The organism is Streptococcus mitis, assembly GCF_002860865.1.
Taxonomy (GTDB): Bacteria; Bacillota; Bacilli; order Lactobacillales; family Streptococcaceae; genus Streptococcus; species Streptococcus mitis_AT.
Map to the genome: position 1 here is coordinate 441,761 of NZ_PKIE01000001.1, position 12,209 is coordinate 453,969.

Consider the following 12,209-nt stretch of genomic DNA (forward strand, 5'->3'; position numbering starts at 1 on the left):
TTCTTTATCTATGAAAGCGGATTATATGATATAATAGCTTTGTATTTATTGTATATAAATCTGGAGAAAAAATCAAAGATATTTTTGAAGGATAATATGAGAACAAGGGAGAATATATGACCTTAGAATGGGAAGAATTTCTAGATCCTTACATTCAAGCTGTTGGTGAGTTAAAGATTAAACTACGTGGTATTCGGAAGCAATATCGTAAGCAAAATAAGCATTCTCCGATTGAGTTTGTGACTGGTCGAGTTAAGCCAATTGAAAGTATCAAGGAAAAAATGGCTCGACGCGGTATTACTTATGCGACCTTAGAACACGATTTACAGGATATTGCTGGTTTGCGTGTGATGGTCCAGTTTGTAGATGATGTCCAAGAAGTTGTGGCTATTTTGCGCAAGCGTCAGGATATGCGGATCATACAGGAGCGAGATTACATTACTCATCGAAAAGCCTCAGGCTATCGTTCCTATCACGTGGTAGTAGAATATACGGTTGATACTATCAATGGAGCCAAGACCATTTTGGCAGAAATTCAAATTCGTACTTTGGCCATGAATTTCTGGGCAACGATAGAACATTCTCTCAACTACAAGTACCAAGGGGATTTCCCAGAGGAGATTAAGAAGCGACTGGAAATTACATCCAAGATTGCCCATCAGCTAGATGAAGAAATGGGTAAAATTCGTGATGATATTCAAGAAGCTCAGGCACTTTTTGATCCTTTGAGTAGAAAATTAAATGATGGTGTAGGAAACAGTGACGATACAGATGAAGAATACAGGTAAACGAATTGACCTGATAGCTAATAGAAAACCACAGAGTCAAAGGGTTTTGTATGAATTGCGAGATCGTTTGAAAAGAAATCAGTTTATACTCAATGATACCAATCCAGATATCGTTATTTCCATTGGTGGGGATGGCATGCTCTTGTCGGCCTTTCATAAGTACGAAGACCAGCTTGATAAGGTGCGCTTTATCGGTGTTCACACTGGACATTTGGGCTTCTATACGGACTACCGTGATTTTGAGTTGGATAAGCTAGTGACTAATTTGCAACTAGATACAGGAGCAAGAGTCTCTTACCCAGTTCTGAATGTGAAGATCTTTCTTGAAAATGGTGAAGTGAAGATTTTTAGAGCATTAAATGAAGCCAGCATCCGCAGATCTGATCGAACTATGGTGGCGGATGTTGTGATCAACGGTGTTCCTTTTGAACGCTTTCGTGGAGATGGGCTAACAGTTTCGACACCGACTGGTAGTACAGCCTATAACAAGTCGCTTGGTGGAGCTGTTTTACATCCTACCATTGAAGCTCTTCAGTTGACGGAAATTGCCAGCCTTAATAATCGTGTCTATCGAACGCTGGGCTCTTCCATTATTGTTCCTAAGAAGGATAAGATTGAACTCATGCCAACGAGAAACGATTACCATACTATTTCGGTTGACAATAGCGTTTATTCCTTCCGCAATATTGAGCGTATTGAGTATCAAATCGACCATCATAAGATTCACTTTGTCGCGTCACCGAGTCACACCAGTTTCTGGAATCGTGTTAAGGATGCTTTCATCGGCGAGGTGGACGAATGAGGTTTGAATTTATCGCAGATGAGCATGTCAAGGTTAAGACCTTTTTGAAAAAGCACGAGGTTTCTAAGGGACTGCTGGCTAAGATTAAGTTTCGAGGCGGAGCTATTCTGGTCAATGATCAACCGCAAAATGCAACGTATCTATTGGATATCGGCGACCGAGTTACCATCGATATTCCCGCCGAGGAAGGCTTTGAAACTCTGGAAGCAATCGAGCGCCCACTGGATATTCTCTATGAGGATGACCATTTTCTAGTCTTAAATAAACCCTATGGAGTGGCTTCTATTCCTAGTGTCAATCACTCCAATACCATTGCCAATTTTATCAAGGGTTACTATGTCAAGCAAAATTACGAAAATCAGCAGGTTCACATTGTAACCAGACTTGATAGAGATACTTCTGGCTTGATGCTCTTTGCCAAGCACGGCTATGCCCATGCACGACTAGATAAGCAGTTGCAGAAGAAATCTATCGAGAAACGCTACTTTGCTTTGGTTAAAGGTGATGGACACTTGGAAGCAGAGGGGGAAATTATTGCTCCTATTGCGCGTGATGAAGACTCTATTATTACTAGACATGTAGCTAAAGGTGGAAAGTACGCCCATACATCATATAAGATTGTCGCTTCCTATGGAAATATTCACTTGGTCGACATTCGCCTGCACACTGGTCGAACCCACCAAATCCGAGTCCATTTTTCTCATATTGGTTTTCCTTTGTTGGGCGATGACTTGTACGGAGGTAGTCTGGACGATGGCATTCAACGTCAGGCCTTGCATTGCCATTACCTATCCTTCTATCATCCATTTTTAGAACAGGACTTGCAGTTAGAAAGTCCCTTGCCGGATGATTTCAGTAACCTTATTACTCAGTTATCAACTAATACTCTATAAAAACTGTTTCAGAGTATAATTATTATCTTAAAGGAGAAAACTCATGGAAGTTTTTGAAAGTCTCAAAGCCAACCTAGTTGGTAAAAATGCTCGTATCGTTCTCCCTGAAGGGGAAGAGCCTCGTATTCTCCAAGCAACTAAACGTTTGGTAAAAGAAACAGAAGTGATTCCTGTTTTGCTTGGAAATCCTGAAAAAATTAAAATTTATCTTGAAATTGAAGGTATCATGGATGGTTATGAAGTCATTGACCCTCAACATTATCCTCAATTTGAAGAAATGGTTGCTGCCTTGGTAGAGCGTCGCAAGGGAAAAATGTCTGAAGAAGATGCACGCAAGGTTTTGGTTGAAGATGTCAACTATTTTGGTGTTATGTTGGTTTACTTGGGCTTGGTTGATGGAATGGTGTCAGGAGCGATTCACTCAACAGCTTCAACAGTTCGCCCAGCCCTACAAATCATCAAAACTCGTCCAAATGTGACTCGTACTTCAGGTGCCTTCCTCATGGTTCGTGGTACGGAACGTTACCTATTTGGAGACTGTGCTATCAATATCAATCCTGATGCAGAAGCCTTGGCTGAAATTGCCATCAACTCAGCAATCACAGCTAAGATGTTTGGCATCGAGCCTAAAATTGCTATGCTAAGTTATTCTACTAAAGGTTCAGGATTTGGTGAGAGCGTCGATAAGGTTGTAGAAGCAACTAAAATTGCTCACGACTTGCGTCCTGACCTTGAAATCGATGGTGAGTTGCAATTTGATGCAGCCTTTGTTCCAGAAACTGCAGCTCTGAAAGCTCCTAGAAGTACGGTAGCTGGTCAAGCAAATGTTTTCATCTTCCCAGGTATCGAAGCAGGAAATATTGGCTACAAGATGGCTGAACGTCTTGGTGGCTTTGCGGCTGTAGGACCTGTTTTGCAAGGTTTGAACAAGCCAGTTAACGACCTCTCTCGTGGATGTAATGCTGATGATGTGTACAAGTTGACCCTTATCACAGCAGCTCAAGCAGTTCATCAATAAAGAGAAGTTGTACTAAATAATTCGTATTTATAATCAAAAAACGCATAGTATCAAGTGCTGAGTCCTTGATATTATGCGTTTTATTGTGTGAAGATTTACTTCATTTTCTCTTAAAATTGAGTTTTTGCCCAGCCTATTTTAGTCTTTATAAGCTACGATACCAATGATGGTATCAACTGCACGTTCCATAGTCTGAAGGCTAACGTATTCAAAACGTCCGTGCATATTTTCTCCTCCCGCAAAGATATTAGGAGTTGGGATTCCCATAAAGGAAATCTTAGAGCCGTCTGTCCCTCCACGGATTGGTTCGATTATAGGAGTGATACCCAGATCTTCCATAACGGCTTTGGCAATGGTAATTGGAGTCATATCTTTTTCAATGACTTCTTTCATATTGTAGTACTGGTCTGTCAAGTTTAGGGTGACACGGTCGCTACCAAGTTCTTGATTCATCTTATCAGCGATAGACTGCATAGCTGCTTTACGCGCTTCAAAGGCATTTTTTTCAAAATCACGAATGATGTAGCTTGCATGCGCCTCCTCGACACTACCTGTCACATCCATTAGATGGTAAAAACCTTGGTAACCTTCAGTTAACTCTGGTCTGTCATTCTCTGGAAGTTGATTGTGAAAATCAATTGCTAGCTGAAGGGCGTTGACCATCTGACCTTTGGCAGTACCAGGGTGGACATTACGTCCTTGGAAATGCAATTCAGCACCCGCTGCTGAAAAGGTTTCGTACTGAAGCTCACCTAATGGCCCACCATCAACTGTGTAGGCAAAGTCCACATCAAAATCATCTGCATCAAATTGATTAGCACCAACACCAATTTCCTCATCTGGACCAAAACCAACACGAATCTCACAGTGTTTTATTTCAGGGTGGGCAGTCAGATATTCAATAGCAGTCATAATTTCAGCAATACCAGACTTATCATCAGCACCTAGCAAGGTTGTTCCATCTGTTGTGATGAGCGTTTGTCCTGGATATTTCTCAAGACTCTTAAAGTCAGCTGGATCGAGTTTGAAACCAGAATTTCCTAGTTTAATCACACCACCATCGTAGTTTTCAATTACCTGTGGATTGACTCCTTCGGCATTAAAGTCAGCAGTATCCATGTGGGAGATGAAGCCAATTTTTCGTGTTAAAGATGGATCATTGGCTGGTAAGGTCCCAATTGCAAAACCATTTGGCAGATAATAAACATTTTGCAGTCCAACACGTTTCATTTCAGGGATAAGAACATTGGTTGCGAAGTCCACCTGACTCTGTGTACTTGGAGTAGTAGTAGAGTGTTCATCAGAGCGCGTGTTGACCTTAACGTAGGTCAAGAAGCGGTCCAAGAGATTTGGATAAGTCATAAAAAACTCCTTTTGAATTCATTTTTTCCATTGTATCATAGAAAGAAAAGAAAAACAAAAGACAGAAGTTAAGGAAATTCACTATGTTGGCGTTTACTTATTAATGGATAAATGATAAAATAAACTTGATAAAAATATCACAAGGAAGCAGTTATGAAAAAAGCAATTTTAATGATGACATTCGGTTCGCCAGAAGAGATTACCTTTGAAGGTGTGGCTGATTTTTTCACAAATATTCGTCGTGGAGTGAGACCTCAAGACCACGAGATTCAAACACTCTATGATAATTATGTACTTATTGGAGGTACGCCTCTGCAAAGAATTACCCGTGAAGAGGTTGCCTTAGTAGAAGCTAAACTGGGGAATGAGTATAGTGTTTATTTTGCTAATAAGTTTTCTAGACCTTTTATCCCAGATGTGATTGGTCAAATGGAAGCAGACGGCATTGAACAGTGTATTTGCCTGATTTTGGAGCCCCATTATTCTTTTTACTCTGTCATGGGTTATGAGAAATTTTTAGAAAGCAAGCAAATTCAATTTTTGGTCATTAAGGACTGGTATCAGGAAGAAGCGCTCTTAAACTATTGGGCAGATGAAATTGGTAAAATTTTAAAAGAAGAAGTAAAGCAGGATAGCTTTAAAGTCATCTTTTCAGCCCACAGTGTGCCTATTTTTGCCTTAGATTTTGGTGACCCATATATTGACCAAATTTTCGAAAATAGCAAGCTAGTCGCTGAAAAACTAGGATTGAGTTCAGAGCAATATACTAACACTTGGCAGAGTGAAAGTGATATCGGGATTCCATGGATTAAGCCAGATGTTTTAGAGTATCTCAGAGAACAGAAAGAACATCCAGACCATTATATTTTTGTTCCTATCAGCTTCATTAGCGAGCATATTGAAGTCTTGTTTGACAATGATGTGGAATGTTATGACTTATGTCAGGAATTTGGTGTAAACTACCATCGTCCACCAATGCCAAATACAGATTCTCGTTTGATTGACGCCTTGGTCAATACCGTCAGAGCCAATGAACATCAAGAGTTTAAGGAATTTCTCCCAGAAGAAGAGACCTTTGATGAGTTAGTTCCTTCAGACGAGACGAAAAACATTTTGGCCGAATCTCAAGATTTACAAATGCCAGAATTTGTGAAAAAACTGATTGAGAAAAAAGGTCGTGAAAATGTTAAGATGCCTTATTTGATTAAGAAAATGCTAGAGAAAGCAGGTAAGTTGCCGAAAGAGTAAAGAAAAAGGATTTAGCTTTGCGCTAGATCCTTTTAATCGATTATTTTTTCTCAAGAAGGGCTTTGATTTCTTGAAGTACTTCCAACTCAGTTGGAGCAGCTGGAGCTTCCTCAGCAGCCTCTTCTTTCTTAGTAAGGCTTTGAGCTTTTTCCATAGCTTTAATAACGAAGAAGAGAACAGTACCTACAACAAGGAAGTTGATAATAGCACTCAAGAATTTACCATATGTAACACCATTCCATGCAAGCTCAGCGATGTTTTGTACTTTAGCAGCTTTCAAGGCTGGGTTCAATAGGAGTGGAGTGATGATATCATTAACAAATGAAGTAACGATAGCACCAAAAGCAGAGGCAATGATCACACCGACAGCAAGGTCAACAACATTACCACGAAGCAAAAATGCTTTAAGATCTTTTAACATTTTCTTAATCCCCTTTCAAAAATTTTTGCTCTTAATTATATATTAATTAAGAAAAGCTTGCAAGATATATGCTCAAAAAATTTATTTTTTAAAAATATATAGTTTGCTTAAAATATAATTAAGAATAATTATTGATATTTGTGCAAGAACTGTTTCGATTGCATTTATCTTATCAAGATTTTCATTTACAAATTGCCCTATAATATGAGGGAATTGAGTCACAAACAGAAAAGTAAAGAGCAAATCTAACAGAAAAGTAGAAAGGCGAGCAAGAGAAAATTTCACTAGACGCTTAGGCCAATTCTTCCTTTCTTGCTTAAACACGATAATATCATTTGTGATAAAGGCAAAGAGGATACCGATACTATTTGCTAGCCCAGTAGCAAGGAGTTCTTTATGGGTTAATTGATAAATGACTAGTCGTGAGAGAATCGAAACTAGAGTTGTTGCAAGGCCAAAAAAGAGATAGGCTAAGATTTCATTGTTAAGAAATTTTTGAATACAAATTTTCATGTTTTTAGTATAGCATAAAGCAGGCTATTGTGCTATACTAGTAAGGTTGAATAAAGCAACCCTTGGTGCTTAGCTTCTTTCACCAAGCATATTACACGCGGGCAACCGCTAAAGGAGAAAAGATGAAAAAATTAACTATTCGTGATGTTGCAGACATTGCAATCGTTGCTGCTATTTATGTCGTTTTGACTGTCACACCGCCTCTAAATGCCATCAGCTATGGTGCTTATCAGTTTCGTATTTCAGAAATGATGAATTTTATGGCTTTTTACAATCCTAAGTACATCATTGGAGTTACCATCGGTTGTATGATTGCTAATTTCTTTAGCTTCGGACTGCTAGATGTCTTTGTTGGTGGTGGGTCAACCTTAGTATTCCTCAGTCTAGGTGTTTGGCTTTTTGCAAAATACAGCAAAGATTACCTCTTTAATGGATTAATTCGAAAAGATCATTTCTTCTTTTCAATCCTCTTTTCAATTTCCATGTTTACTATCGCTGCGGAGTTGAATATCGTGGCGCAATTACCATTTTTCCTTACTTGGTTCACAACAGGAATTGGTGAATTTGCCTCATTAATTATTGGAGCGATTATCATTGGTAAAATTGGTCGCCGAATCGATTTAAGCAAATAGAAGAAGATAAGCTAGGTAGCTCTTACCTGGCTTTTTCCTATGGAAAATTTCTAAGGAAACCTTGACAAAATTTTCTGATTATAGTATACTTTTCAAGTAAGCTGATTTAGCTCAGTTGGCAGAGCGCATCCATGGTAAGGATGAGGTCGCCGGTTCAATCCCGGCAATTAGCATGAAATAAACAGAAAAGCCCTTGATATACAAGGGTTTTGGTTATGTCTCCCCAAATCTGCCCCAAATTTTTCAAAGATACTTCTTATGCACCTGTGTAAATAAAATTAATACTCAATGAAAATCAAAGAGCAAACTAGGAAGCTAGCCGCAGGTTGCTCAAAGCACTGCTTTGAGGTTGTAGATAGAACTGACGAAGTCAGTAACCATACATACGGTAAGGCGACGCTGACGAAGTTTGAAGAGATTTTCGAAGAGTATAAAGAGTTTCGTTTGTTGACAAAAGTCATTCTCTTTAGTAGAATAGTAGATGCGATGAGTCGATAGGTAGTCTTCGGACTACTATTGAGCATAAGGAGGTCATAACGCAGGAGCGGACCTTGATGAGTTGTGTGAACCTGCTCATCACATGAAGATGCCTCTTAGTCCCTGGTCTAGCGACTGGGGATTTTTATTTTCCAAAAAATGATGAAAAAGCTTTGCAATTCATGGAAAAAGTAGTATAATACATCTATTATAGAAATTTTTAGAAAATTCCGAAAGAGGTTATTTATGGGATATACAGTTGCTGTAGTCGGCGCGACAGGTGCTGTCGGAGCTCAGATGATAAAAATGTTGGAAGAATCAACACTTCCAATCGATAAAATTCGTTTACTTGCTTCTGCACGTTCAGCAGGCAAGACTTTGAAATTTAAAGATCAAGATATTACGATTGAAGAAACGACTGAAACAGCTTTTGAAGGAGTTGATATTGCTCTCTTTTCGGCAGGTGGTTCTACATCAGCTAAGTATGCACCATATGCAGTTAAAGCTGGAGCGGTAGTAGTAGATAATACATCTTACTTCCGTCAAAATCCAGATGTTCCTTTGGTTGTTCCAGAGGTCAATGCTCATGCACTTGATGCCCACAACGGGATTATTGCCTGCCCTAACTGTTCAACAATCCAAATGATGGTAGCTCTTGAGCCAGTTCGTCAAAAATGGGGCTTGGATCGTATCATTGTTTCAACTTACCAAGCAGTTTCAGGTGCTGGTATGGGAGCAATTCTTGAAACACAACGTGAACTTCGTGAAGTTTTGAATGATGGTGTGAAACCACGTGATTTGCATGCGGAAATCTTACCTTCAGGCGGTGACAAGAAACATTACCCTATCGCCTTCAATGCTCTTCCACAAATTGATGTCTTCACTGACAATGATTACACTTACGAAGAGATGAAGATGACTAAGGAAACTAAGAAAATCATGGAAGATGATAGCATCGCAGTGTCTGCAACATGTGTGCGCATTCCAGTCTTGTCAGCTCACTCTGAGTCTATTTACATCGAAACAAAAGAAGTGGCTCCAATTGAAGAAGTGAAAGCAGCTATCGCAGCCTTCCCAGGCGCTGTCCTTGAAGATGATGTAGCTCATCAAATCTATCCTCAAGCCATCAATGCAGTGGGTTCACGTGATACCTTTGTTGGTCGTATCCGTAAAGACTTGGATGCGGAAAAAGGAATTCACATGTGGGTTGTTTCAGATAACCTTCTTAAAGGTGCTGCTTGGAACTCAGTTCAGATTGCTGAAACTCTTCATGAACGTGGCTTGGTTCGTCCAACAGCTGAATTGAAATTTGAATTAAAATAGTCATATCGTTTAGGAGTTCAGATGAACTCCTTCTTTGAAATAGAGAGGTATTTTTATGTCTTATCAAGATTTAAAAGAGTGTAAAATCATCACAGCCTTCATTACCCCTTTCCACGAGGATGGTTCTATCAACTTTGATGCTATTCCAGCCTTGATTGAGCATTTATTGGCCCATCATACAGACGGCATTCTTCTAGCTGGAACGACTGCTGAGAGTCCAACTTTAACCCACGATGAGGAGTTGGAACTCTTTGCGGCTGTACAAAAGATTGTCAATGGACGAGTTCCTTTGATTGCGGGTGTAGGTACCAATGATACGCGTGACTCGATCGAGTTTGTCAAAGAAGTAGCGGAATTTGGTGGTTTCGCAGCTGGGCTTGCTATTGTTCCTTACTACAACAAACCTTCTCAAGAAGGAATGTATCAGCATTTTAAAGCCATTGCAGATGCTTCTGACCTACCAATTATTATCTATAACATTCCAGGGCGTGTAGTTGTCGAATTGACTCCAGAAACCATGCTTCGTTTGGCTGACCATCCAAATATTATCGGTGTCAAAGAATGTACTAGCTTGGCTAATATGGCTTACTTGATTGAGCACAAGCCAGAAGAGTTCTTGATTTATACAGGTGAGGATGGAGATGCTTTCCATGCCATGAACCTTGGTGCGGATGGGGTTATTTCTGTTGCATCACATACAAATGGGGATGAAATGCACGAGATGTTTACTGCCATTGCAGAAAGCGATATGAAGAAAGCCGCAGCTATTCAACGTAAATTCATTCCTAAGGTTAATGCCCTCTTCTCATATCCAAGTCCTGCTCCTGTCAAGGCCGTTCTCAACTATATGGGATTTGAAGCTGGTCCAACTCGATTACCTCTAGTTCCAGCACCAGAAGAAGATGCAAAACGCATTATCAAGGTTGTTGTAGATGGCGACTACGAAGCAACTAAAGCAACCGTAACAGGTGTCTTAAGACCAGATTACTAATAAGACAATAAAATCCATGACCGCAAGAACGATCATGGATTTTTCTTATTTTCCTAAGCAGAATTGGCTAAAGAGTTGGGTGATGAGTTCATCAGGAGCAGCATCCCCAGTGATTTTTCCGAGGATTTCCCAAGTACGAGTCAAATCAACTTGAAGCAAGTCAACTGGCATACCTAGTTCAAGACCTTCGTTAACAGCTTGTAGGCTTTCAACTGCTTTTTCAATCAGGGAAATGTGACGGGCATTTGACAAGTAGGTAGCATCTTGCTCAACAAAACCGGCATTCTCAAAGAAGAGGTTGTTGATTTTCTCTTCAATCTTATCGATGTTTTGGTTTTTAAGGACTGAAATACGAATAACGTCTTCAGGTAGTTCCGAAATTTCAATCGCTTCAGGCAGGTCTGTTTTATTAAGTAGAATAATACGGTTAGTATCCTGACTAATTTCAAGAAGTTGTCTGTCTTGAGCAGTCAGTGGTTCACTGGCATTTAGCACCAGTAGAACCAAGTCGGCTTCCTTGAGGGCTTTTTTCGAACGCTCAACACCTATTTGTTCCACGATGTCATCCGTTTCACGGATACCAGCTGTATCAATCAATTTGAGAGGAACACCATTGATGTTGACGTATTCTTCGATGACATCTCGAGTAGTACCAGCAATGTCTGTAACGATAGCCTTATCCTCACGCAAGAGGTTGTTGAGGAGGCTGGATTTCCCAACGTTTGGACGTCCGATGATGGCTGTTGAAATTCCCTCACGGAGGATTTTACCGCGGCGGGCTGTCCTAAGGAGATTGGTTAGCAATTGCTCAAACTCCATAGTCTTCTCTCGGACAACAGCAGTAGTGGCTTCCTCAACATCGTCATACTCAGGATAATCAATATTGACCTCGACCTGGGCAAGTGTATTGAGGATTTCTTGACGAGTATTATTGATAAGATCAGAAAGGGAACCATCAAGTTGTTTGACCGCAATGTTCATGGCCTTGTCTGTCTTGGCGCGGATGATATCCATGACCGCCTCAGCCTGTGTCAAATCCACACGACCGTTTAGAAAGGCACGTTTGGTAAATTCACCAGGTTCTGCCAAGCGAGCTCCTTCACGGATCGCTAGTTGGAGAATTTCATTGGTCACCGCAATCCCACCGTGGGTGTTAATCTCGATAATATCTTCACGAGTGAAGGTCTTTGGAGACTTCATAGCTCCAACCATAACCTCGTCCATGACCTTCCCTGTCTGAGGGTCAACAATGTGACCGTAGTTAAGAGTATGGCTAGCAACCTTACTCAAGTCTTTTCCTTTAAAAATCTTTTGCGCAATAGCAAAACTTTCTGTTCCGCTCAGGCGGACAATACCAATAGCCCCTTCACCTAGTGGAGTAGAGATAGCAACGATGGTATCAAATTCACGTGTAATCATAATGTTTCCTTTAATAAATAGCTCTTTTATTGGAAATTTTTCCAAGTCTCTTTTCAAATTGTAACAAATTTGAACTATTTCTTCAATGGATGCTACTTGGAGATTGAAAAAGCCTAAGCAATTCTGCTTAAGCTAGATTATTTGGTGCGCATTTCACCTTGAGGGAAGTAAGTTCCTTCTGGCATGTCGTTGATGATGACATGGACAGCAGATTGAGGTGCTCCAGTGTTACGGACAACAGCTTCCGTTACTTCCTTAGCAAGAGCTTTCTTTTGCTCGAGTGTGCGTCCTTCAAATAAATCGATGCGTACAAATGGCATAA

At 40.2% G+C, this 12,209-nt stretch carries 14 protein-coding genes, 1 tRNA gene and 1 riboswitch; of the genes, 10 read left to right on the forward strand and 5 right to left on the reverse strand.

Going from position 1 to position 12,209, the window contains the following annotated elements; all coding sequences use genetic code 11:
* The first annotated feature begins 116 nt into the window (after window positions 1-116).
* Genes yjbM through pta form a run of 4 tightly spaced genes read left to right on the forward strand, consistent with a single transcriptional unit; the run spans window position 117 to window position 3,501 of the window.
* Entirely contained in the window at window positions 117-788 is a 672-nt protein-coding gene (yjbM, locus tag CYK18_RS02260) for a GTP diphosphokinase (RefSeq protein ID WP_000171685.1), read from the forward strand.
* Window positions 772-1,590 (forward strand): NAD kinase, encoded by an 819-nt coding sequence (locus CYK18_RS02265; RefSeq protein ID WP_101784792.1) that lies wholly within the window; start codon window positions 772-774, stop codon window positions 1,588-1,590. Before yjbM ends, CYK18_RS02265 begins: the two co-directional genes overlap by 17 nt.
* Entirely contained in the window at window positions 1,587-2,483 is an 897-nt protein-coding gene (locus tag CYK18_RS02270; RefSeq protein ID WP_101784795.1) for an RluA family pseudouridine synthase, read from the forward strand. The genes CYK18_RS02265 and CYK18_RS02270 overlap by 4 nt, the downstream gene beginning before the upstream one ends.
* A gap of 43 nt (window positions 2,484-2,526) precedes the next feature.
* Window positions 2,527-3,501 carry a phosphate acetyltransferase gene (gene pta, locus CYK18_RS02275; RefSeq protein WP_101784797.1) on the forward strand — a complete coding sequence of 325 codons (975 nt, stop codon included), beginning with the start codon at window positions 2,527-2,529 and terminating at the stop codon, window positions 3,499-3,501.
* Between the two features lie 138 nt (window positions 3,502-3,639).
* Here pta and pepT read toward each other — a convergent pair whose 3' ends face one another.
* Complete coding sequence (gene pepT, locus CYK18_RS02280; RefSeq protein WP_101784799.1) at window positions 3,640-4,863, reverse strand: peptidase T; 1,224 nt, start codon at window positions 4,861-4,863, stop codon at window positions 3,640-3,642.
* A gap of 153 nt (window positions 4,864-5,016) precedes the next feature.
* Between pepT and hemH the strand changes: the two genes are divergently transcribed.
* The gene (gene hemH, locus CYK18_RS02285; protein WP_101784801.1) at window positions 5,017-6,111 is read left to right on the forward strand and encodes a ferrochelatase; all 1,095 of its coding nucleotides are present in this window, start codon (window positions 5,017-5,019) and stop codon (window positions 6,109-6,111) included.
* A 40-nt stretch (window positions 6,112-6,151) separates the two neighbouring features.
* On the opposite strand, the gene mscL is transcribed toward hemH, so the two are convergent.
* Together mscL and CYK18_RS02295 are read right to left on the reverse strand one after the other, a co-directional pair.
* Entirely contained in the window at window positions 6,152-6,532 is a 381-nt protein-coding gene (mscL, locus tag CYK18_RS02290; RefSeq protein ID WP_101784803.1) for a large conductance mechanosensitive channel protein MscL, read from the reverse strand.
* 81 nt (window positions 6,533-6,613) lie between these two features.
* On the reverse strand, window positions 6,614-7,045 hold the full coding sequence (locus CYK18_RS02295) for a GtrA family protein (RefSeq protein ID WP_101784805.1): 432 nt from the start codon (window positions 7,043-7,045) through the stop codon (window positions 6,614-6,616).
* A 28-nt stretch (window positions 7,046-7,073) separates the two neighbouring features.
* Window positions 7,074-7,170, forward strand: a riboswitch (PreQ1 riboswitch).
* On the opposite strand from CYK18_RS02295, the gene CYK18_RS02300 reads away from it, so the two are divergent.
* The 5 genes from CYK18_RS02300 to dapA all read left to right on the forward strand — a co-directional run bounded on the left by CYK18_RS02300 (window position 7,168) and on the right by dapA (window position 10,468).
* Window positions 7,168-7,677, forward strand: a complete 510-nt coding sequence (locus CYK18_RS02300) for a QueT transporter family protein (protein WP_000737072.1) — start codon at window positions 7,168-7,170, stop codon at window positions 7,675-7,677. It overlaps the preceding riboswitch by 3 nt.
* Before the next feature lie 100 nt (window positions 7,678-7,777).
* Window positions 7,778-7,850, forward strand: a tRNA-Thr gene (locus CYK18_RS02305).
* A 115-nt stretch (window positions 7,851-7,965) separates the two neighbouring features.
* On the forward strand, window positions 7,966-8,175 hold the full coding sequence (locus tag CYK18_RS11005; RefSeq protein WP_101776731.1) for a hypothetical protein: 210 nt from the start codon (window positions 7,966-7,968) through the stop codon (window positions 8,173-8,175).
* Between the two features lie 225 nt (window positions 8,176-8,400).
* A complete protein-coding gene (locus CYK18_RS02315) occupies window positions 8,401-9,477 on the forward strand; it encodes an aspartate-semialdehyde dehydrogenase (protein WP_101784807.1) in 1,077 nt (358 codons plus the stop codon).
* 55 nt (window positions 9,478-9,532) lie between these two features.
* Window positions 9,533-10,468 carry a 4-hydroxy-tetrahydrodipicolinate synthase gene (gene dapA, locus CYK18_RS02320; protein ID WP_000121606.1) on the forward strand — a complete coding sequence of 312 codons (936 nt, stop codon included), beginning with the start codon at window positions 9,533-9,535 and terminating at the stop codon, window positions 10,466-10,468.
* Window positions 10,469-10,513: 45 nt separating this feature from the next.
* Here the strand turns inward: dapA and mnmE are convergent, their stop codons facing one another.
* The gene (gene mnmE / locus CYK18_RS02325; RefSeq protein ID WP_101784809.1) at window positions 10,514-11,887 is read right to left on the reverse strand and encodes a tRNA uridine-5-carboxymethylaminomethyl(34) synthesis GTPase MnmE; all 1,374 of its coding nucleotides are present in this window, start codon (window positions 11,885-11,887) and stop codon (window positions 10,514-10,516) included.
* A 137-nt stretch (window positions 11,888-12,024) separates the two neighbouring features.
* A complete protein-coding gene (locus CYK18_RS02330) occupies window positions 12,025-12,207 on the reverse strand; it encodes a 4-oxalocrotonate tautomerase (protein WP_001117401.1) in 183 nt (60 codons plus the stop codon).
* Window positions 12,208-12,209 lie beyond the last annotated feature (2 nt).

Excerpts from the sequence above, each read along its gene's own strand:
- yjbM (WP_000171685.1), top strand. The coding sequence starts at position 117 with ATGACCTTAGAATGGGAAGAATTTCTAGATCCTTACATTCAAGCTGTT.
- CYK18_RS02265 (WP_101784792.1), top strand. The coding sequence starts at position 772 with ATGAAGAATACAGGTAAACGAATTGACCTGATAGCTAATAGAAAACCA.
- CYK18_RS02270 (WP_101784795.1), top strand. The coding sequence starts at position 1,587 with ATGAGGTTTGAATTTATCGCAGATGAGCATGTCAAGGTTAAGACCTTT.
- pta (WP_101784797.1), top strand. The coding sequence starts at position 2,527 with ATGGAAGTTTTTGAAAGTCTCAAAGCCAACCTAGTTGGTAAAAATGCT.
- pepT (WP_101784799.1), bottom strand. The coding sequence starts at position 4,863 with ATGACTTATCCAAATCTCTTGGACCGCTTCTTGACCTACGTTAAGGTC.
- hemH (WP_101784801.1), top strand. The coding sequence starts at position 5,017 with ATGAAAAAAGCAATTTTAATGATGACATTCGGTTCGCCAGAAGAGATT.
- mscL (WP_101784803.1), bottom strand. The coding sequence starts at position 6,532 with ATGTTAAAAGATCTTAAAGCATTTTTGCTTCGTGGTAATGTTGTTGAC.
- CYK18_RS02295 (WP_101784805.1), bottom strand. The coding sequence starts at position 7,045 with ATGAAAATTTGTATTCAAAAATTTCTTAACAATGAAATCTTAGCCTAT.
- CYK18_RS02300 (WP_000737072.1), top strand. The coding sequence starts at position 7,168 with ATGAAAAAATTAACTATTCGTGATGTTGCAGACATTGCAATCGTTGCT.
- CYK18_RS11005 (WP_101776731.1), top strand. The coding sequence starts at position 7,966 with ATGAAAATCAAAGAGCAAACTAGGAAGCTAGCCGCAGGTTGCTCAAAG.
- CYK18_RS02315 (WP_101784807.1), top strand. The coding sequence starts at position 8,401 with ATGGGATATACAGTTGCTGTAGTCGGCGCGACAGGTGCTGTCGGAGCT.
- dapA (WP_000121606.1), top strand. The coding sequence starts at position 9,533 with ATGTCTTATCAAGATTTAAAAGAGTGTAAAATCATCACAGCCTTCATT.
- mnmE (WP_101784809.1), bottom strand. The coding sequence starts at position 11,887 with ATGATTACACGTGAATTTGATACCATCGTTGCTATCTCTACTCCACTA.
- CYK18_RS02330 (WP_001117401.1), bottom strand. The coding sequence starts at position 12,207 with ATGCCATTTGTACGCATCGATTTATTTGAAGGACGCACACTCGAGCAA.